The sequence below is a fragment of the Pelorhabdus rhamnosifermentans genome (assembly GCF_018835585.1).
GTDB classification, from domain to species: domain Bacteria; phylum Bacillota; class Negativicutes; order UMGS1260; family UMGS1260; genus Pelorhabdus; species Pelorhabdus rhamnosifermentans.
The window spans coordinates 40967-60850 of record NZ_JAHGVE010000003.1 but is presented as its reverse complement, the minus strand read 5'-3'; the positions used below and the strand labels follow the sequence as shown (position 1 = coordinate 60850).

The 19884-nt window shown below is 38.7% G+C and carries 20 protein-coding genes; 9 read left to right on the top strand and 11 right to left on the bottom strand.

Annotated elements, in window-relative coordinates; all coding sequences use genetic code 11:
- Positions 1 to 62: 62 nt before the first annotated feature.
- Together Ga0466249_RS05130 and ilvD are read right to left on the bottom strand one after the other, a co-directional pair.
- Positions 63 to 1394 (bottom strand): GntP family permease, encoded by a 1332-nt coding sequence (locus Ga0466249_RS05130; protein WP_215828373.1) that lies wholly within the window; start codon positions 1392 to 1394, stop codon positions 63 to 65.
- Positions 1395 to 1520: 126 nt separating this feature from the next.
- A complete protein-coding gene (gene ilvD, locus Ga0466249_RS05125; RefSeq protein WP_215828372.1) occupies positions 1521 to 3167 on the bottom strand; it encodes a dihydroxy-acid dehydratase in 1647 nt (548 codons plus the stop codon).
- 236 nt (positions 3168 to 3403) lie between these two features.
- On the opposite strand from ilvD, the gene Ga0466249_RS05120 reads away from it, so the two are divergent.
- From Ga0466249_RS05120 to Ga0466249_RS05110, 3 genes are all read left to right on the top strand, one after another.
- Positions 3404 to 4264, top strand: a complete 861-nt coding sequence (locus tag Ga0466249_RS05120) for a MurR/RpiR family transcriptional regulator (protein WP_215828371.1) — start codon at positions 3404 to 3406, stop codon at positions 4262 to 4264.
- A 168-nt stretch (positions 4265 to 4432) separates the two neighbouring features.
- Positions 4433 to 5272: a helix-turn-helix domain-containing protein gene (locus tag Ga0466249_RS05115; protein WP_215828370.1), complete on the top strand. Its 840-nt coding sequence runs from the start codon at positions 4433 to 4435 to the stop codon at positions 5270 to 5272.
- Positions 5273 to 5344: 72 nt separating this feature from the next.
- Positions 5345 to 5992: a flavin reductase family protein gene (locus Ga0466249_RS05110; RefSeq protein ID WP_215828369.1), complete on the top strand. Its 648-nt coding sequence runs from the start codon at positions 5345 to 5347 to the stop codon at positions 5990 to 5992.
- Positions 5993 to 6086: 94 nt separating this feature from the next.
- Here the strand turns inward: Ga0466249_RS05110 and Ga0466249_RS05105 are convergent, their stop codons facing one another.
- Both Ga0466249_RS05105 and Ga0466249_RS05100 read right to left on the bottom strand, forming a co-directional pair.
- The gene (locus Ga0466249_RS05105; RefSeq protein ID WP_215828368.1) at positions 6087 to 6728 is read right to left on the bottom strand and encodes an alanyl-tRNA editing protein; all 642 of its coding nucleotides are present in this window, start codon (positions 6726 to 6728) and stop codon (positions 6087 to 6089) included.
- A 107-nt stretch (positions 6729 to 6835) separates the two neighbouring features.
- Positions 6836 to 7492, bottom strand: coding sequence for a chloramphenicol acetyltransferase (locus tag Ga0466249_RS05100; protein WP_215828367.1), 657 nt, complete (start codon positions 7490 to 7492; stop codon positions 6836 to 6838).
- A 348-nt stretch (positions 7493 to 7840) separates the two neighbouring features.
- Between Ga0466249_RS05100 and Ga0466249_RS05095 the strand changes: the two genes are divergently transcribed.
- Entirely contained in the window at positions 7841 to 9277 is a 1437-nt protein-coding gene (locus tag Ga0466249_RS05095; protein WP_215828366.1) for a PIG-L deacetylase family protein, read from the top strand.
- A 62-nt stretch (positions 9278 to 9339) separates the two neighbouring features.
- Here Ga0466249_RS05095 and Ga0466249_RS05090 read toward each other — a convergent pair whose 3' ends face one another.
- The 3 genes from Ga0466249_RS05090 to Ga0466249_RS05080 form a co-directional block, all read right to left on the bottom strand.
- Positions 9340 to 10527, bottom strand: a complete 1188-nt coding sequence (locus Ga0466249_RS05090; RefSeq protein ID WP_215828365.1) for an iron-containing alcohol dehydrogenase — start codon at positions 10525 to 10527, stop codon at positions 9340 to 9342.
- Between the two features lie 122 nt (positions 10528 to 10649).
- On the bottom strand, positions 10650 to 11597 hold the full coding sequence (gene coaA, locus Ga0466249_RS05085; protein WP_215828364.1) for a type I pantothenate kinase: 948 nt from the start codon (positions 11595 to 11597) through the stop codon (positions 10650 to 10652).
- Between the two features lie 226 nt (positions 11598 to 11823).
- Entirely contained in the window at positions 11824 to 12288 is a 465-nt protein-coding gene (locus Ga0466249_RS05080; RefSeq protein ID WP_215828363.1) for a methylated-DNA--[protein]-cysteine S-methyltransferase, read from the bottom strand.
- A 135-nt stretch (positions 12289 to 12423) separates the two neighbouring features.
- On the opposite strand from Ga0466249_RS05080, the gene Ga0466249_RS05075 reads away from it, so the two are divergent.
- Entirely contained in the window at positions 12424 to 12915 is a 492-nt protein-coding gene (locus tag Ga0466249_RS05075) for a GNAT family N-acetyltransferase (RefSeq protein ID WP_215828362.1), read from the top strand.
- Between the two features lie 35 nt (positions 12916 to 12950).
- Here Ga0466249_RS05075 and Ga0466249_RS05070 read toward each other — a convergent pair whose 3' ends face one another.
- Positions 12951 to 13853, bottom strand: a complete 903-nt coding sequence (locus Ga0466249_RS05070; protein ID WP_215828361.1) for a LysR family transcriptional regulator — start codon at positions 13851 to 13853, stop codon at positions 12951 to 12953.
- Positions 13854 to 13982: 129 nt separating this feature from the next.
- On the opposite strand from Ga0466249_RS05070, the gene Ga0466249_RS05065 reads away from it, so the two are divergent.
- Positions 13983 to 15176, top strand: coding sequence for an MFS transporter (locus Ga0466249_RS05065; RefSeq protein WP_215828360.1), 1194 nt, complete (start codon positions 13983 to 13985; stop codon positions 15174 to 15176).
- A 150-nt stretch (positions 15177 to 15326) separates the two neighbouring features.
- Here Ga0466249_RS05065 and Ga0466249_RS05060 read toward each other — a convergent pair whose 3' ends face one another.
- Both Ga0466249_RS05060 and Ga0466249_RS05055 read right to left on the bottom strand, forming a co-directional pair.
- Positions 15327 to 15614 carry a DUF2680 domain-containing protein gene (locus Ga0466249_RS05060; RefSeq protein ID WP_215828359.1) on the bottom strand — a complete coding sequence of 96 codons (288 nt, stop codon included), beginning with the start codon at positions 15612 to 15614 and terminating at the stop codon, positions 15327 to 15329.
- 40 nt (positions 15615 to 15654) lie between these two features.
- Positions 15655 to 15897 carry an SHOCT domain-containing protein gene (locus tag Ga0466249_RS05055; protein WP_215828358.1) on the bottom strand — a complete coding sequence of 81 codons (243 nt, stop codon included), beginning with the start codon at positions 15895 to 15897 and terminating at the stop codon, positions 15655 to 15657.
- Positions 15898 to 16750: 853 nt separating this feature from the next.
- On the opposite strand from Ga0466249_RS05055, the gene Ga0466249_RS05050 reads away from it, so the two are divergent.
- The 3 genes from Ga0466249_RS05050 (at position 16751) to Ga0466249_RS05040 (ending at position 19420) form a co-directional block, all read left to right on the top strand.
- Positions 16751 to 17122, top strand: coding sequence for a Na-translocating system protein MpsC family protein (locus Ga0466249_RS05050; RefSeq protein WP_215828357.1), 372 nt, complete (start codon positions 16751 to 16753; stop codon positions 17120 to 17122).
- Between the two features lie 160 nt (positions 17123 to 17282).
- Complete coding sequence (locus Ga0466249_RS05045; protein WP_215828356.1) at positions 17283 to 18299, top strand: Nif3-like dinuclear metal center hexameric protein; 1017 nt, start codon at positions 17283 to 17285, stop codon at positions 18297 to 18299.
- A 29-nt stretch (positions 18300 to 18328) separates the two neighbouring features.
- Positions 18329 to 19420, top strand: a complete 1092-nt coding sequence (locus Ga0466249_RS05040; protein WP_215828355.1) for a hypothetical protein — start codon at positions 18329 to 18331, stop codon at positions 19418 to 19420.
- A gap of 17 nt (positions 19421 to 19437) precedes the next feature.
- Here Ga0466249_RS05040 and Ga0466249_RS05035 read toward each other — a convergent pair whose 3' ends face one another.
- Positions 19438 to 19875: a hypothetical protein gene (locus Ga0466249_RS05035; protein ID WP_215828354.1), complete on the bottom strand. Its 438-nt coding sequence runs from the start codon at positions 19873 to 19875 to the stop codon at positions 19438 to 19440.
- Between the last annotated feature and the right edge of the window lie 9 nt (positions 19876 to 19884).

The following is a 19884-nucleotide window of genomic DNA, read 5'->3' as shown; positions in this document are numbered from 1 at the left end:
CATGGTATCAGAATAATGAGAAAATTATTCTGATACTGTATAATATCATTTTCGAAAATTTCTTATACCACTTGAGAAAGAATCAAAGTGAATATTAACGCCGAAACACCTAGCAGTGTTTCTAGAACAGTCCACGTTTTCAATGTCTGTGGAACAGTCATACCAAAATATTCTTTGATAATCCAGAAACCAGAATCATTGACGTGAGAGAGAATTAAAGAACCTGAACCAACAGCTAAAACCACTAATTCTTTTGAAACACCGCTTTGATTTGCCACAATGGGTGCTACAATCCCCGCAGCAGTCATCATAGAAACAGTAGCTGAACCTGTAGCAACCCGAATCATAGCGGCAATAGTCCAACCCAGAACAATCGGATTGAGTTGCATCACCGAAGCCAACTTGGCAATTTCGTTCCCAACGCCACTATCTAGCAGCACCTTATTAAAAGCACCACCCGCGCCGATAACCATTAGGATACTCGCGATAACAGGCAAAGACTGATCACAAAACTTGCCAATTTGGCCCATTGTGAAATTACGATAAAATCCAAACGAAATAAAAGCAAACAACAGAGCCAATAGCAATGACATAAACGGGCTGCCCACAAATTTCATAACTGCAAAAGCATAAGAAGTTTTATCTAGCGTAAGATCAGCTATCGTCCCTAACAGCATCAATAAAACCGGCATTAATATTGTAAGAATGGTAATGCCAAAACCAGGCATTTCATGCTCTTCTCGTCCTGCCTTAATCTGGCTGGCAAACCCTTCCGGCACGGCAATATGCTCCATCCTTTTTGAGATATACGTTGCAAAAATAGGGCCAGCGATTGCAGCTGTGGGTAATCCAACAATTAGACTGTATACGATCGTCTTGCCAATATCCGCCTTAAAAATGTTCACCGCTGCCATAGCTGCCGGATGGGGGGGAACCATTCCGTGCACAACAGACAATCCTGCCAGTAGCGGTAATCCAACTTTCAGTAAAGACAATCCCGTTTCCTTGGCAATCGTAAATACTAGAGGAATTAACAGAACAAATCCTACTTGAAAAAACACCGGAATACCAACGATAAAGGCAACGAACATCATCGCCCAATGCACTTGTCTGAGCCCGAACGCATGAATCAATGTTTTTGCTATTCTTTCCGCACCGCCAGACTCCTCTAACATCTTGCCCAGCATTGTCCCAAGTCCCAAAACAATGGCTATGAAACCAAGTGTATTTCCCATCCCAGCCTGAATAGAATCGACAATTTTATCTAACGGCATGCCAGCCGCTAAACCGAGAAAAACAGAAACTACCATTAATGTTACAAAAGGATTCACCTTGAACTTAGTAATCATAATTAAAAGTAAGAGAACAGAAATCGCAGCAAGTCCAATTAACATAAAACAAACCTCCTTTTTAATTGTCCCGTCAATGTATAAACCTCGTTACACAACGTGTAGGTAGTCGCCCTCCTATCACCCCCCATCTATTCGTCCAATATCAACGCCTAATCGTGCGTACCTTTATCATTCATGGTTTAGCTTACGCACTGCACCATTAGCCGCCGATGTCGTACTCATCCGATAAAGTTCAAGAAAGCTGCTTTCTTCCTGACGCTGAAGCCGTTTATTTCTATTGACACGGCGTTCTGCTTCTGATTCAGCAACATGCCAATGTAATGTTCGCTGATGTATATCAATTTCGATTAAATCGCCCTGTTCCACAAGTGAAATAGGCCCGTTCTCTGCCGCCTCCGGCGATAAATAACCAATTGAAAGTCCTGCCGATGCTCCTGAGAACCTTCCATCCGTAATCACAGCCACATTTTTCAGTTTAACAACTACTTCTGTAATACGATGCATTTCCCGCATACCCGGGCCACCCTTGGGCCCTTCATTACGAACGATAATGACATCTCCTGAACTCACAAGTCCTCTTTCAACAGACTCAATACATTCCTCTTCCGATTCAAATACTTTAGCTGGCCCTGAAAATTGCCACAACTCAGGCGGTACAGCAGAACTTTTCACAATGGCCCCCTCGGGAGCCAAATTTCCAGTTAAAACCGCTATCCCACCTTCGTCAGCAAAAGGAGCACTAAAAGACTTAATGATCTTGCCATCTGGAGAAATTGCACCTTCGATCACTTCAGATAGTGTCTTTCCATCAACAGTCATTACGCTATCATCCAACACAGGCAAAAGTTCTTTCATGATCGTCGGAACACCGCCGACAGCCTGAAGATGTGCTACGGTATAATCTGGACTATTCGGAGTTACTCGTACAATAAGCGGCGTTTTCTTGCTAATTCGATCAAAGTCATCATAGGTTATCTTTAATCCACATTCATGGGCAATCGCTGGCAGATGCAAAACAGAGTTCAATGATCCCCCGATACCAGATACGAAAGCGATGGCATTATAAAAAGCAGACAACGTCATAATATCCCTGGGTTTCACATCTCTTTCCAGAAGTTCCATGACTGCCATGCCACTTTTATAAGCAAACTCATTTCGCAAATCATCCAAGGCCGGAACAGCCGTCGAGCCAGATAACGACATTCCTAATGATTCAGCAACCAAACACATGGTATTCGCAGTACCTAAGAACGGACAAACCCCAGCACTCGGATAATAATCCACTGTCACATCAAACAATTCTTCCTCCGATATTTCTCCTGCTAAAAACTTCTGACGCGCCGCTTTAGATTCCCGCGGTTTTATCCGATTCACCATTGGGCCACCCGTCACAACGACTGACGGTATATTGATTCTTGCTGTAGCCATAAGTAAAGCAGGGACAATTTTATCGCATGAGCCTAATAAAACCATTCCGTCAAAGATCCCATGTCCATTGATCATGGCCTCAACAGAGTCGGCAATAAGTTCACGGCTTGGCAAAGCATAACGCATCCCTTTATGCCCCTGGGCAATGCCGTCACAAATGGCAATAGTATTGAATTCCAACGGATACCCGCCGGCAGCTAAGATACCTTTCTTTACGTCCTCTGCTAACGCTCTCAAATGACAGTGACCAGGAACAATTTCATTCCACGTATTCACAACAGCAATAATGGGCTTGTTCAAGTCACGATATTGTGCACCACAGGAGCCAAGATGTCCTTTCGCTATAGCTCGCTGATAAGTAGGCAAATTCTCTAGTGCTTTTTTCATATGCAGTGCTCCCTCTTTTGATATTTTTATATCAATTTGTTTGTACAAGTGATAATTTGACTTCAATTTTTATTATAATCAGACTTTACCTTATTTGCAAGAACTTTTTGATTCTTTTTTATCATTATTTTATTGTTCCTGAAAAATATTTTCATTCATACAATGCATTTGCAGTTTGAATACCATTTTTGTTAATATAGGGATATAATGATAAATTTATTACCTTGGAGGTTTCCATGTCTGATAATCAACCGTCCGCATCTTGTTTACCCCTACTTCGAAGCATGTATAATGATCTTACGAAAGCTGAACAAAAAATTGCTGACTATATATTGCAAAACTCCGCTAACGTCATTCACATGACCATTTCCGAGCTGGCTGATGCATCACAAAGCGCCGAAGCCACCATTTTTCGATTTTGCCGCAAACTAAATTTTGTTGGTTTCCAAGGTTTAAAAATTGCGCTTGCTGGTGATCTCTTTTCGCCAGTCAAATCCGTTTATCAGGAAGTCGAAATCAGTGATTCAGCTGAAGTCTTTGCACCAAAGATTTTTAACATTATCAATGAAGGATTGCAAGATACGCTAAAAGTTCTTGATTTAGCAGCATTAGAGAAAGCAGTTGACATTTTAGCAGCAGCCCGTCATATTGATGCCTATGGTTTGGGAGGATCATCGATCATCGCAGCTGACATTGAGCACCGGTTCATGAGATTCGGAATACCGGTGCGTTCTTACTCCGATCCGCATTTTCAAATTGCCTCAGCATCGTTACTGCAACAAGGTGACGTAGTCGTAGCTATTTCCCATTCAGGTGCCAGCATCGAGCTGCTAAAGAGTGTTGAATTGGCAAAAAAAAATCAGGCTACCATAATAGCCATCACTAGCTATATGAAATCACCCATAACCAAAATTGCCGACATCTGTCTACATGGTATGGCGCGAGAAACAAGCTACCGACCGGAAGCAGCGGCTTCACGAATCATTCACCTAGCTATTGTGGATCTTCTCTATACGGGCGTCATGCTGAAAAGGCCGGAGACATTTATTGAAAATATGAATAAAGTCCGTCTGGCCATTTCAAGTCAAAAGCTTTAACAAAAAAATCCTGTAAGTTCCCATAGGAATCTTGCAGGATTTTTAACTGTTACACTTTATATATAATTATTTGAATTTGAGAGAAAGAGTGTAACACAAGAGAAAAGCTAATAATTGTCAGCAAATTGTAAAATGTAACTACTACATAATGTTAAAGGGTGGATTTTCATGTATAACTTAGCAAATCACTTCAAGCCGATTATCGCTAAGCCCCAAAATACAATGAAATACGTTGAAATTTCGCCATGTCCATTGCTTAAACCTTATATCCGATGCTTTTGGGGTTCCCCACAGCCCGTTTTAAAATTTAGAAAAGAGGCTTTTATCCCCCATTCAACAATCATCATTCCAGATACCTGTATGGATATTATTTTTGACATAGACTACTATTCAAATAAAGTAAGTAGTAATTTTTGTGGTATTAATAACGCGCCGTTTCGAATCTTTGATATAAACAAAACAACATGTATTTCCACTTTTGCAATTCGTTTTAACTTTTGGTCTGTCTATCTTTTTTCCAACATCGGGATGAAAGAATCATTAAATGCTTTTATCGATATTAACGAATACTTTTATGATTTTAAAAGTAACCTTGAAACCTTGCTCATAGAAAAAACAGCAATGGAAGAAAGAATAGTCGAAGTTGAAAAGTATTTGATTAAACGCCTCTCTGGAACGAAGCAACTCAATAACAATATAATGAATGCCAGCTATTTTATTCTAAACGCCAAAGGTTTGATATCCGTATCGGAGATATGCACTAAAGTAAATATCAGTCAAAGACAACTTCAACGTTTATTTTTAGACTTTATAGGTGTTTCACCAAAAAAGCTGACCGATTTAGTAAGATTCCAAAATATCTGGAAGGAGATGCATGATTCTCCAAACCAAAATTTCGCAGATATTTCCTATCGCTATAACTATACCGATCAATCCCACTTTAATAACGATTTTAAAAAATATGCTGGCAGAACACCAAATAAAGCGCTTATCTATGCTAAAAGTTAACATGTCGCATTTTTGCAATACTAATTTATGCGCAAGTGATATAGTAGATAAAAAAACAAAGGAGCGATATCATTGAAAATCGAAGTTTTAAGCCAGAAACCTGAATATTTTAAAGAAGAATGGCCTAAGCAATACGAAATATTCCATTGGTTTGAATTTGTTTGCGGCATTCCACATTCGTTATTTATGATTTCAACCTACAAAGAAAATGGTAAACCAAATGCCTGCCTTCATTCATGGAGTTCATTTTCCGGCGATGGCGGAGATTTTTTTGCTGTAATGCCCGGAATTCTACGACACTCCCATACTTTTAAAAACATAGTAAGAACCAAAGAATTCTGTATAAACTTTTTAAGTCGGGATTATTTTGAAAGTTGCCGAAAAACTGTCGAAGAAAATAGTTATGAAAATGACGAATTTGCATTGGGAGGATTCACGCTTGAACCCTCAAAAACAATTCAATCGCCAAGGATAAAAGAAAGCTTTTTATCCCTTGAATGCAGACTTGAAATGGAAAAAGATTTATCACAAAAAGGTATAGCCTCTTTGATCATTGGAAAGGTTCAGACCATTGCCATCGATGAAAATTTTTCTAATAATTTAGATAACAGGTATGGCGAAGATGGATTTATGTTCAATATCCACCAGCCCAAAAATCCATTAAACGCCGAAGGGAAGTTCTCTGGAATTGGAGTTATCGATATGATAAAAAAATACTAACCGCTAAAAATCCTGTAAGTTCCAATCGGAAACTTGCAGGATTTTTAGCTATACCATGAGTAATAATTTATTGTTTCAATTTTGAGTAAAAATCTTACACTAAAATAATTTCGATTCTTTCTTTGCCTTTTCCGATATTATTTCGCTTTAGCGAGACTTTGCCTATTTCACCAGTTTTTTTAATATGAGTTCCCCCGCATGATACTCTAGCGAAATTTTCAATCTCCCAATAGCGAATTTCACTTGCCTGATCGCTAAATTCACTCTTTATCATCACATCATCATCAATCAATCGGTTTGCCTCTCGTTCAAGGAAGTCAAATGTTTGAGAAATATTTCCTTGCCAAAAGAAATCCAATCTCGCCTTATCCACAGATATATGTGCGCCAATTTTCTCAGGTCTGTTGTAATTTTGATAAACCAGTTCCAAAATAATTTCAGCAGCAAAATGTAACCGCATTAATTTATAGCGTCTTTCCCAGTCTATTTTTATCAGTACCTCATCGTCTACATGCAAATCATGCTCTTCTTCTAATGAATACACAATTTGTTTCCCGATTTTTTCAGCATTTAGAATAGGATATTGGTTTATCGTTCCATAATCAGACTCTTGTCCTCCGGAAAAAGCATAGGCAATTGTCCGATCAACAGTAACCATTCCCCCATTGATACTGGTTACTTTGGCCGTTAATTCCGTCAGATATGGATCATCCCAGAAAACTTTTTTCACCTGCATTTTCATCCCCCACACGTCATATTTATCTAACTATCATTCTATACAAACAATTTACCTTGAGTCATTTTCAACACTTGATTGGACTGATTTATTTTAATTTGATAAATTTATTCATTCATCCATATTTGACTTTCAAAAGAAAATTGCTGAATATCTTGAATCAGTTTACATGTATGATAGCCATCAGCTACGGCATGATTAACAAAGATCGAAAAAGGTATCAGCATATGATGATGTCGCTTAAAATACTTACCAAATGTGATGACAGGAAAAAGCATTTTAGACTCGCTAAAAGTATCATTGCTATATCCGGTAAAACTTAACCAGGGTACGCAAGACATGGGGCAAAAATTTTCAGGCCTATTTGGCTTTGCCTTAATCCCCTTCACATCTTGATATTTTTCTAAATCTTCTACAGCCTGTCTGTAAAAGATAGAAAAATCATCATTGTACTCTGTCCAAAGGTCAGAAAAAGTCTTATCATCATCATGAAATATCGTATAAGACGGATTGCTATACTCCCAATATCCCAGTCTTCCATTTGGATCAAAAGACATCCTAAATTCTTTATTTTGATTGACAGCTTTAGAAACCAAATAAATAAAGGTAGGATAAAATCGCAACTTTTTCTGTTTTACTTGTGATAAGAGTTCCGTAATATCAATATTTACATTTACATTATATTTCGTTTTAATGGTGTGAATGTAATAATCAAAATATTCCTTACGTTCCCAAGTATCTAAATCAATATAATGAAAGTTCATATTACCCGTCCCCTTTTTATCATAGTTAATCTAAATTAAAAAGTATTATACAGTTATATTATAAATGATTAAATCTTCCAAAAGAGGGATTTACCAATGGCACTTTTACTATTTAGCCCTTTCCTATTTAGGTAGCCGATTGGGTAGACAAGAACTTCGTAATAATTTCATCTTTTTTTCCAATTAACTGTTGCAGCATAGGGGCGGTTAATATCAGACTACAGAAATGATATCTGTATCATGGATAAATCCCGTCCGCTTCTGCCATAGTAAGAATATAAATACGCTAAAATAGGGCTAGTTACCATAACAAAAAAAGGATTTAAGGCTTCGCTTAGGGGGTTGCCTATGCTTTTACACCGCATCTATCGATTAATCTCACTCGTTACAGGAATCGCTTTTTTCGTGTTCTGCATAGGTTTTATTTACTTCTACTATCAGGAAAAGCCAGAACAAAATATCGTATTGGAATCCCTCCCTAGTGTGAACCAACAGACCAAGCTGTTGGTTTTTGCCCCGCACTGCGACGATGAAACCCTGGGTTGCGCTGGGATTATTCATGATGTAATACAAGCGGGAGGACAGGTACTCGTCGTCATCATGACAAATGGCGACGGATTCACCTTCTCAACAGAAGAACAATTTCACCGCGTATTCCCAACAAAGATAGATTACATCCATTCCGGTTACGTCCGACAACAAGAGTCGTTACACGCATTACAATGCTTAGGAGTACCTGCCAATCAGGTGCTATTTCTAGGCTATCCTGATCGCGGCTTAAATTCCATATGGAACGACTATTGGGATATAGATACCCCTTTTACATCACACTTTACCGCGAGTAATCATTCACCTTATTCTAATAGTTATCAAGTGAATGCCCCTTACTCAGGTCAGGCCATATTTAATAATATTACGAAAACACTAAAAGAATTTCAACCTAATTTCATTTTGTTGCCCCATCCTCACGATGAGCACCATGACCATTCAGCAACCTGGGCATTCGCCATTAGCACTGTTGCCCAATTTAGCAATAGAGGAATAGCGTTACCTAAAATATTCACTTATTTAATTCATCGTGGCGACTTTCCAATACCACACGGTTATAAGCCTGAATTGTCGCTTCTACCGCCAAGACCCTTATCCAATCTTCCTCATTGGTACAGCAATAAATTGAATCCGGATGCCAAGAATCTTAAAGAACAATCCATTAAAGAATATGTAAGCCAGATTAAAATTCCCATCATGTCCAACTTGCTGTATAGCTTTATTCGTACAAACGAGTTATTCGAGGCGGTTCATATACCCGTAATTAAACCTGCCCCATTGGACCTGGAACTAACCGCTCTAGATGTCTGGCTGAATCAGGAACCAATATTAATTAATCCAATCGGGGTAAATCCGCTTGGTGCTCTGGAACGTAAAGCCAGGGTTACATCCGTCTACAGTTTCATCCAGGCTCATACTCTTTGGCTGCGTTTTCACATACCCGACCTCTCGGTCAAAAAAAATCATTATCATGTAAACCTTATTCAATTTAGCTTACAAGAAAGTCAATTTCAACGAGAAAAGCGCGCTATTAACTTTAGCACGCTTGATACAGATCTTCCTCAAAATGATATCAGTCGCAGCAGCGATGACGTAATTTTAAAACTTCCTTTCAACCAGCAGAATACGCCGGACTTACTTTTCATTCAAATAACAACAACAGATAAACTCGGCGCAACTATTGATCAAACAGTTTGGCAACCCCTATTCACGCGTGAAATGGTAACAGATACGTAATAGATCATAATCCTCGTAACCTATCAACAGATCAGTTACGAGGATTACTTTTTAACCATTCATTAGTTATTGGCCATATGATAAATTTTCTTGATATCCTCAGCTTTAAGCGGTTTGAGGGTACCCACAACGCGTTTACCAAAATTACAGCATTTATTAGCCATTTCCTCAATTTGAGCATCCGTCAATTTACCAACACCCAATTGAGAAAGATTGATCGGCATATCAAGAGAAGTAAAAAATTCTTCCGTCTTTTTAATGCCTTCCATAGCGGTGATCTCAGGATCAATAGGATCTAAAACACAATCCCAAACATTGATGGCATACTGAGCAAAACGATTAATATCATTCTTTACTACATAGCGAGCCCACCAGCACCATACAGCAGCAAGACCGGCACCATGTGTTACGTCAAACATGCCACCCAGTTCATGCTCAATAGCGTGACCTGAAAAGTCGGGGTCACCGCCAAGTCCGGTCAGATGATTGTGAGATATACTGCCTGACCACATAATTTCAGAACGGGCTTTGTAATTTCCCGGATCTTCCATACAGATTTTCCCATACCGAACGGTATTACGTAATACTTGCTCCGCAATGCGATCTGTAAGCTCGTTCCCCTTTTTTGAACAAAAATAACGTTCAATTGTATGCATCATAATGTCTACAATACCAGCTGCTGTCTGATAAGTGGGGAGCGAATAGGTCAGTTCTGGATTCATCAAAGCAAATTTCGGACGAGTAAGATTGTCATTAAACCCTTTTTTCAGCCAACCTTCCTCATTGGTAATCACGCTGGAATTACTTGTTTCACTTCCAGATGCGGCAATAGTGAGAACCACTCCAACAGGCAGACAGGCAACTGGCTGTGCTTTCCCCGCATAAATATCCCAAACATCAATAGCAGAATTAGCCAGAGCCATGGCAATCGCCTTGGCTGAGTCGATAACACTACCGCCACCAACAGCGAGCAGGAAATCAACCTTCTCCTTACGGCAAAGTTCGATTCCTTCGCGTACAAGAGACAGTCTCGGATTTGGCACAACTCCGCCCAAGGATATATATTCGATCCCCGCCTCCTGAAGACTTCTTTCAATACGATCTAAAAGGCCTGATTTTTTCGCACTTTTTCCACCAAAATGCAGCATGACCTTCGTACCGCCCCAGGCCTTTATTTCTTTTCCAACCTGATTTTCAATTCCTTTACCAAAAATAACTTTCGTTGGCGAGTAAAATTCAAAACTCTTCATTCTGATACTTCCTTCCTAAATTCCACGCAATAGAAGGTACAGCGTAGATCTGTTATATTTATGATATTGTTTATTCTAATCAGTATAATTTTACCATTATTTATTTTTTGTTTCTAGAGTGATTATAATTTTCGCAAACATATTTTTTGAACAGAATGATCATACCCTTTTTTAATAATCAAGCGTGCACGTCGCATCGTCGGATGAATATTTTCCTCTAAATTGGCTCCATTAATTTCATCCCATGTTTTTTCTGCCAACAATTGCGTCTCCTCCTCTGACATCTGAGCATAACGATGAAAATAGGATTGTTTGTCTTGAAATGCCGTACGACGCAATATCTGAAAGCGCTCAATATACCATTGCTTAATATTTCTTGCATCCGCATGGACGTAAATAGAGAAGTCAAAAAAGTCAGAAATATATAAATGAGACTTAGAAAATATACGATCTACTTTGGGTGTCTGTAAAACGTTCAGTCCTTCTACAATTAAGATATTGGGGCTATTTATGACCTTATATTCGTTAGGAATAATATCATAAAACGAATGAGAATAGACTGGGACTTTGACTTCTGAACAACCTGACTTGACATCCTTTAAGAAATCCATTAATCGCTGAATATCATAGCTTTCCGGAAACCCTTTTTTATTCATCAATTCTCGTTCTTCCAAAACTGCGTTAGGATACAAAAAACTATCTGTTGTAATTAAATCAACTTTTGGTTTCGTTGGCCAACTTGTCAATAGTTCCTGAATAATGCGTCCCGTTGTACTCTTTCCAACAGCAACGCTTCCAGCAATTCCAATGATATACGGAACTTTCTCCGCTAAAGTACCGAGAAATGTATTTGTTACATTGTAAAGTCGATGTGTGTCTAATACGTATAAATTTAAAAGTCTAGAAAGCGGAAGATAAACTTGCGATATTTCATCTAAGGAAATTTTCTCATTAATTCCATGAATTCGTATTAAATCAGCTTCCGATAGCGGAAGCGGCGTAGCCATTCGTAAATTTTCCCATTCCGTGCGGTTGAAAAAAATATAAGGAGAATTAATTGCATTATCCATCAGTGAATCCCCTCTTCGTATCCTAATGAGTAAACCTATAATATTCATTTGTTAAAAAAATCACTTTCTATATTCCTCATAGAAGCACAAAACCCTGCCAAATAAAAAAATTTATTGATTGCCGCTTTTATATCCAGCTTTTCTGCATTGGGTGTAATAATCTGGGAAGAAACAACATATTAGAACAGTCCAACCTGACTAAAATCAGTTGGACTGTTCTAATATGTTAAATATTTTTTTCCAGATTAAGAAGATACTGCTTAACGTCCAATCCCCCTGCATAGCCGACGAGCTTTCCATTGGCACCAATGACACGGTGGCAAGGAATAAAAATAGGAATTGGATTTTTGTTATTCGCCATCCCCACTGCGCGTGCAGCCTTAGGACGACCAACACGTTTGGCAACTTCAACGTAGCTGCGGGTTTCACCGTAGGGAATGACTTGCAAAGCACTCCAAACATTCTGCTGAAACTCCGTACCGTCAGGGGCGAAGGGAAGATCAAAAGATTTCCGTTTTCCTGCAAGATAATGCTGTAACTGCATGGCGGCTTCCCTGAGCAAGGGCGTTTCTTTTACAGTAGCGTCTTGCGGAGCAATGAGTCCATTCAAATACAGTTTAATAATGGCCATTCCATTTTCTACAATTCCAATTTTTCCAATGTTTGTTTGATAAAAAAATATATTTTCCATCACGCGCTCCTCCTCTATGCTTCTTTCTTTTCCAGTAAATTAAAGAACACCCTGTAAGGAATTCTTATCAAGCATGATATAATAAATTTTAGTGACAATCGCTAAACAAACGTAATCATGAAGGAGAAAAAAACTATGACCAATATAACGATTCGAAAAGTCCAGCTAGAAGACTTGGACTGCATCGCCAAAATAGAAGCTGTTTGTTTCCCTGAGGCTGAAGCAGCGCCGCGCGAATCATTCAAAAAAAGGATTACCGCTTTTCCAGATTCCTTCTTAGTAGCTGAAACAGCTGAAAATATCATCGGTTTCATCAATGGCTGTGTCACCAACAGTCCCGTTATTTATGATGAACTATATCATAATACGCAGCATCATATTCCAGACGGTAAAAACTTAACCGTTTTCGGACTGGACGTCATGCCTAAATACCGTCGTCAGGGAGTTGCGGCACAACTCATGCAGCATTTTATTCAAACAGCCAAAAACGCAGGGCGAAAAGGCGTCATTCTAACGTGCAAAGATCGGTTAATCCATTATTATGAATCGTTCGGCTATATAAATAACGGAATCTCAAAGTCGACACATGGAAACGCTCAATGGTTTGATATGACACTTGTTCTCTGATTTAAAGGACTTGCCACTTATCCCTACTTCCATTATTAATTAATACTAAACGTTTTTCCCTCTGGATAAATCAATTTGATAAAATGATTTATCTCTTCTAAAAGCCGTACCTTAACTGGATCCTGATGCTTTTGCATTAACTTATAGCAAACACGGGGTGGCGCGGGAGTGGATAATTGCTGAACGACAAATTTCCTCGGCTTCACAAAGGCATTGGCAATAGACCTTGGTACGATGGCCCATTGTCTTACATCCAACATAAGAGAAAAAATAAGCGCCGCCGCATCCACTTGCAACCGTGAATAACTATAAGTATCCCACCATCGCTCATGCCACACTTGATAAGCTGGCCCCCAGTTGAAATAAAGTTCATGTCGATAGTCTAATTCTAAGGGCGATATCACTTTAGCACAAGTGTTCTCTTCGCTTGCGAGACGGACCAACACCATTTCATCAACATAAAAAGGCTCAATGATCATATTCGGCACAGCTTTTTCTAGTTTTACAAAGGCCAAATCCATCTCCCGACGTTCAATACTCTCATAAGATTCCATGGTGTGCTGAGTTCGAATTTGCAGACGAACAGCTGGACATTGTTGAATAATCATTTGATAGAGTGGAGGCAATACATAGATGTTTAAACTATCTGCTGCACCGATGTTCAAATTAATTTGCGAACCCCTTGCATGCAAAATCTCCAACTCTCTGTTTAACATACTCCATCTTTCAGCTAAAGCAACAAAACTCTTACCAAACGTGGTTAATTGAATGGTTGGCATTCCTTTTTTACGATCAATCAATTTCGCTCCTACATCTCGCTCCAATATTTTTAGTCTATAACTTACTGTAGACTGGGACAGATGGAGCATTTCAGCAGCCTTTGTTAAGCTTTGCGTTTGCACGATCGCCAAAAAAGCCTCTATACCCAAAAATTCCATAGATTCTCCTGTAATATCTAAAGATTAGATATTTCATGATAAATTTTTGCGTTTTACTTTTACTTTTTCATATTATAAACTTATCATGAAAAATATCATTTGCCAAGTTAATAATAATAAAGGAGAAAAATGAAACCAATCATCGTACTCGCTCTGCTCACAGCGGCATGCTTACTAGGCGATTCCATGCTATACGTTGTACTTCCCACCCATTGGTCGGAAGCTGGGCTTAGCTCTTTATGGGAAGTCGGCGTCCTTTTATCTGTCAATCGTTTGATCAGATTACCCTTAAATCCGCTTGTAGGATGGCTATATAGAAAAATCAGCACAAGGCAAGGCGTATTATTTGCCATTATTTTAGCAGTCTCAACAACATTATCTTATGGATTTATCAAAGGTTTTTTGCCCTTACTTATTATTCGATGCATATGGGGACTCGCATGGACCTTCTTAAGACTGGGATCATACTTTGCTATTATTGATTGTTCCACTGAATTGAATCGGGGACACTGTATGGGAACCTTTAACGGATTATACCGATTAGGGAGCCTAGCCGGTATGCTTATCGGTGGTTTTATCGCGGATTCGTTCGGATTATCCATTACGGCCCTATTATTCGGCATGATCACACTATTATCCATCCCAGCCGCCTTACTATGGGTTCCAAATTCGAAGGATACGAATGTACGTAAAAAAGAGCAACCTATCCCTAAATCTGTATTGTGGAAAGATTCTACCATCCTCTGGGCATTAATGACAGGAACGTTAGTTGCTATGATCTATCAGGGTATGTTTACGGCAACGTTAAGTTATCTCGTACAAGTACATAACTCATCAATAATAACGATCCATGGAATGGTTATCGGCGCAGCCTCGCTTGCAGGTATTTTACAAGCCATACGTTGGGGCTGGGAGCCCTGGTTAGCACCATGGATCGGAAAAAAATCGGATGGTAAACAAGGGCGCCGCAGAATTCTCATCCTATCATTACTACTGGCAAGTGTACTTTTTATATTAATCCCCTTTCAAATTCCACTCCTTTCCTGGCTAATGGTGATTCTTGGCATACAAATCACGGCAACGTCCTTAACAACGCTTACAGATGCCATTGCTTCAGATGCAGCGTCATCTTCCTCAAAATATTTCGTTTTAACAGCCTATTCTATTGCAGTCGATTTGGGTGCAGCCGTAGGCCCCTTTATTGGTTATTTGCTTAACGAATATGTAGAATCCTATGCCGCCTATTGGGCAGCAGTCGTTATCCTCCTATTCATGACCATCGCATGGATGTCACCAATAAAACAAACCTCGGTAAACAACTAAGCTGACTCTTATTGCACTGACATCATTGTAATAAGAGTCAGCTTAGGAACAGGCATTCTGCAAATGCCCGCATTTTCAAGTAGCAGACATTAACAAATCTTAAAGGGTCTGTAGAGAAGCTTATTGCTAAGCTTCTCCAAGACCCTTGTCTTATTTATTGCTATTCGCTTTACCTATGGGCCCACAATTATCAGGCATGCTGCTATTATTCATCATATTACTGCTTTGGATCATTTTCTGCATATGTTCATTCATTTGAGCAGCTTGATCCACTGTCATACTGCCGTTATCTACTGCTTGCTGAATCATTTGCTTATGATTGTTAAACATCTGATTGTATCCTTCGTTTTGCACTTGATTCTGATTGGCTGTAGCTGCAAATACCGGTACAGCTGTTAAAGCTGCCAGTATCACTGCCATGATCACTTTTCTTTTCATAAATATAATCTCCCCATAGTTCTATTTATTGTTCTTTATGTTATTGCACTACTTTTTTCATGTGTTGATATTCTTCGTCCGTAATTTCGCCCTTAGCATACCGTTGTTTCAATATTTCAAGCGCATCAGTGGATCTCTCTATCTGAATACCACCACGAAAGACCATTTTAAACATCCAAATCGCAGCAAAAACAATCAAAGCAATCACGGCTACATGAATAATGATCCCAAACCCCATCCCAAGCCAACTAAATGGGCCACCAAAGCCATACCCCATCATCATGAACTATGCACCTCCTTAACATTAATTCTATCCCAACATTGTGAATATCTTATGAAGAAATTATGCATTTTTTATGGATAACCGAAGAATTGTGGTAAGAAAATAAAAATTTGCTACAACAATAATTTGTAGCAAATACTGGAAATATTTATGGTCATAAAGAGTGTAGAATTTTCAGATAATAAAATTTAGAAATTTTTTACAAATTGCAACTAAGTTTTTGTCATAAAATTCGTTCATGGAACATAATCAATATTGGGCAGAGATGTGCGCTCCGCCCAATAAGTAAATATAGGGGGAATTTACCATGCGCTTCGAAACTAAGCACTTTAAACTCACAGTTTCAGGCGTCTTTCTCTGGATGGTTTATCAGATCATCCAAGAGCTCTGGAAGTAAACTCCCGCATTCAACAGACAAACGCCCCTGCGCCAACAGGGGCGTTTGCTGTTTATAGTTTATTCACCTTACCGTCATTTTAGAAACACTTTTTTTTAATATCTAAGTATCCAACAACTCGAAGTAAACATCTTCGATCTAAAAGTTAGTCCCATTCTTTTGTTGGTAAGGAATGGGGCTAACTTTTCTAATCGTCTGCTTTGTTTGTCCATTTTTATGATACTTATTCAATAAGAAGATCTTATTTTTTATGAATAAGTTGACTAATGACTAAATTAGTATTATTATGAATAAAAATGATAAATAAAATTCCTCTATGTACAATGAAGTACTAAATAACTTAAAACATATTTTGAGTTATTTAGTACTTCATTGTTTTTTAAAATAATCATGAATACTAAACTATTCTTCATATAACCAACAGCTGTAGCAACGCGAAATAAGGGGGAAATAATTATGCAGGTCACTTCAGCTGAATTTAAACAAGCGATTATGCACATTAACAACAGTCTGAATATAGCTATGTATGGTGTTGGATTACGCAAGCAACGCGTCTATATTCTTGATAATACAGTCATTATGATTCTAGCTGATCATAAAAGAATTCCTGCCCTAGCTACTCTTGATTTAAATGATCGTGCTACAACTAGATTGATTGACTCCGCACTGTTAGAAAAATACAAAAAAAGTTTAAAGAAAGGATTGGAAACTTCCTTACATTTATCAATAAAATGTATTTTAAAAGATTATGAACCACTTAATGAAACTGCGGCCACTGTCATCTTATTGGAAAAAGCTTTGTCAATCACAAGCGAAACAATTCGCTAATCAAATAGGGTTGGCTATAGGAACGACTTGTTCAGTGCCTTAAGCTACCAGTTTTCGCTCAAACGCTCAATGTGTCATGTATACGCATATTGAATTTTGAGTGTTCTCTGGTAGCTTTTTGTATTTTTTTAGCAAAAGAGAGAAACTAAGGGGGACGAGAATGGAAAATAACTTTAAGGTAAAGGATGTATTACAAGCTTTAGACCACATTACAGGAGGACGCTGCGTTAAAAATGCCGAGGACATGACGAATGGAAAAAATAAGTTTGTTATGATAAAATCCTCTAACATTCCAGGCAAAGCATGTATGGAAATTCCCGGACTCGTATGTGGAAATTTAGAAGCACCCGTAAAAAAAATTGCCGTAACAATGACTTTAACAGAATGTAACATTGAACTCGCCGGAGCAACTGGCGTAAATGCCATCGTCGCTCACCATCCCATTGTTGATGCCGCGAATTCAGGCGGAGTAAAAATTCGTGAATACTTGAAATTATATGGACTATCTGTCTTTGAACTGCATGAAGCCTTTCATGGCCTGCATCCCGGAATTGCCCTGATTCATGGTCATAAAGCTTTTCATATTGATATTGCTTATGACGGTATTCCCGGCAACATTCTTTATGTGGGTCGAACGATTGATGGAATTGAAACCTTGGCGGATATTATCAACCGTCTTGACACATTCATGGGAATGGATGAAGAACGCAAAATGCTGCTGGCAGAACGCAATTGCCGACAATGCAATGGAATTCAAGAAACCAATATTGTAACAGGTGGAAAAATTTTAGTCGGAGAGAAAACAGATAAAGTGAATACGATTATTCACATTTTCCCACATACTGGTTTTTCTGCTCAACATCTTGCACAAGTAAAAAAGGAATATCCTGAAGCCGATACAGTATTAGCTTCAATTAGCCGGGTGTTACCTGACAATGATCTCATAGCAAAAGCGAAAGAATTACACATGAACTTTATTGTGGGAAATTCCCATGCAATGGAAATATTGGAAAATGGATTGCCTTTAGCTAAGGCGCTAGAAAAACTTCTACCTGGCACTGAAGTCGTTTTATTTCGAGAACGAATTACTTCCACTCCGTTAAATGTGGTTGGAAGCACAGCTATTCGTAATTACGCAGAAGATATTGCCAATCGTTTTTTACTACCGGAAAAATAATTTATCAAAATATAAGGGAGGAACAATCCATGGAAAATCATTCAATCGCTATAACAAATAGCGCTATTAAAAAGCGGGAAATAACAAAAATAGAAATTCTAGGATTTACTATGGTTGCTTTAGCACTTTTAGCCTTATGTTTCCCAGTCCCGGTAGCCGGAGCTTTTACAGCAGCAGCGAACAAAGTAAAATCCATTTGCTTTGATGCATTTTTGATGAATATTGTCGGCTGGGCTATTGTTTGCGGTGTTATTATCGGGAGAATATTGGAACGAGCTGGTTTTACAGACGCCCTTGTACGAATCTTTGCACCCATTACACAAAAAATTGGAATTAATCCAGCTGTTGTACTTCCTGCAATCTATCATATTATTGGCGATATTAATGCAGCAGGAAAAATTGCTGGTCCCAGTGTGAAGAAAGCAGGAGCAACCAAAGATGAACAAAAAATTGCCATTGCTACCATGGTACAGTCTCAGCAATCCTTTTCAACCTTTATGTTGGGCCTTACTGCATTGACCTTTGCAAAAATTAACGTATTGCCCTTAGTTTTACTTGTTGTCTTCCTGCCGATTATATTAGTGCCTTTCATTTTAAAAAATACAATTTATCGTGATACCAAAAAAGTAGCGCTCCAAGAACTACCAAGATTTACACCGACCACTCCTATTTTGGCTGTGTTGTTTGGCGCTGCCCGTGAAGGTGCAGAAGTCCTATTTCTGATTGTCATACCGGCAGCAGCCACGATATTTGCGATTATTGGTACTTTGGAGTACTTCGGCATATGGCAAATCATACAAACCGGACTTAGCAACATTCTAAGCTTTTTATCGATTGATGTAGAAACAGGCATTGTATCAGTGCTTGCTTCACCTACGCTAGCGATGGGCATGTTAGTAAAAACAGCTGGCGTACTCCCCGCTAAAATGGTGGTAGGTTCTTTTGTATTAGCTGCATCAGGATTTCCACTTTCACTCATTTTTGGACAAATTCCAATGATCTGGAAAGACGTTTCTGACTTATCAGAGGCAGAATGTGTGCGAGCAGCCTGCATTGGTATCTTGATGCGTATCATAACTGCCTGGTTAGTTGCTGAATTTCTTACTCCATTTATCATTTAATAAGAAATGATAAAGCCTTATTTTTCAAATAAACCAAGTTGAATAATAAAAACGCCACGCCCTATCCAATCAATTGCAATGTCTGGACGCAATAAAGAAATTTCTACAAAGGGTTCAAAATTTCTCGCAACACGCAAAGCTAAATAATGAGTAAATAATCCTTGATCAAAAAATATATTTGTTGTAACTTTTATAGCCAAATGCTGCGTATCATTCAAATAAAAGTTTTCGGCTGGAGCAGCTTCCAAAGCTGATAATCCATTAGGAAGACTATCAAGAGAATAAGACTTCTTCCTTCCCAATCCAGCTACACATTTGCCAGGCTGCAGAATTGAATGCAATTGGAAGTCGTCAAATCCTTCGCTACCCGCTATTATACAGCCGTCAGCCAACGCTACAGTTGAAAGGTAATTGCCTGGAACGATATCGATTCCGTGTTCTGCTTTTATTGCCACACAGTAATT

Coding starts and splice junctions, on each gene's coding strand:
- Ga0466249_RS05130 (WP_215828373.1), bottom strand. CDS start 1,394: ATGTTAATTGGACTTGCTGCGATTTCTGTTCTCTTACTTTTAATTATG.
- ilvD (WP_215828372.1), bottom strand. CDS start 3,167: ATGAAAAAAGCACTAGAGAATTTGCCTACTTATCAGCGAGCTATAGCG.
- Ga0466249_RS05120 (WP_215828371.1), top strand. CDS start 3,404: ATGTCTGATAATCAACCGTCCGCATCTTGTTTACCCCTACTTCGAAGC.
- Ga0466249_RS05115 (WP_215828370.1), top strand. CDS start 4,433: ATGTATAACTTAGCAAATCACTTCAAGCCGATTATCGCTAAGCCCCAA.
- Ga0466249_RS05105 (WP_215828368.1), bottom strand. CDS start 6,728: ATGCAGGTGAAAAAAGTTTTCTGGGATGATCCATATCTGACGGAATTA.
- Ga0466249_RS05100 (WP_215828367.1), bottom strand. CDS start 7,492: ATGAACTTTCATTATATTGATTTAGATACTTGGGAACGTAAGGAATAT.
- Ga0466249_RS05095 (WP_215828366.1), top strand. CDS start 7,841: ATGCTTTTACACCGCATCTATCGATTAATCTCACTCGTTACAGGAATC.
- Ga0466249_RS05090 (WP_215828365.1), bottom strand. CDS start 10,527: ATGAAGAGTTTTGAATTTTACTCGCCAACGAAAGTTATTTTTGGTAAA.
- coaA (WP_215828364.1), bottom strand. CDS start 11,597: ATGGATAATGCAATTAATTCTCCTTATATTTTTTTCAACCGCACGGAA.
- Ga0466249_RS05080 (WP_215828363.1), bottom strand. CDS start 12,288: ATGGAAAATATATTTTTTTATCAAACAAACATTGGAAAAATTGGAATT.
- Ga0466249_RS05075 (WP_215828362.1), top strand. CDS start 12,424: ATGACCAATATAACGATTCGAAAAGTCCAGCTAGAAGACTTGGACTGC.
- Ga0466249_RS05070 (WP_215828361.1), bottom strand. CDS start 13,853: ATGGAATTTTTGGGTATAGAGGCTTTTTTGGCGATCGTGCAAACGCAA.
- Ga0466249_RS05065 (WP_215828360.1), top strand. CDS start 13,983: ATGAAACCAATCATCGTACTCGCTCTGCTCACAGCGGCATGCTTACTA.
- Ga0466249_RS05060 (WP_215828359.1), bottom strand. CDS start 15,614: ATGAAAAGAAAAGTGATCATGGCAGTGATACTGGCAGCTTTAACAGCT.
- Ga0466249_RS05055 (WP_215828358.1), bottom strand. CDS start 15,897: ATGATGATGGGGTATGGCTTTGGTGGCCCATTTAGTTGGCTTGGGATG.
- Ga0466249_RS05050 (WP_215828357.1), top strand. CDS start 16,751: ATGCAGGTCACTTCAGCTGAATTTAAACAAGCGATTATGCACATTAAC.
- Ga0466249_RS05045 (WP_215828356.1), top strand. CDS start 17,283: ATGGAAAATAACTTTAAGGTAAAGGATGTATTACAAGCTTTAGACCAC.
- Ga0466249_RS05040 (WP_215828355.1), top strand. CDS start 18,329: ATGGAAAATCATTCAATCGCTATAACAAATAGCGCTATTAAAAAGCGG.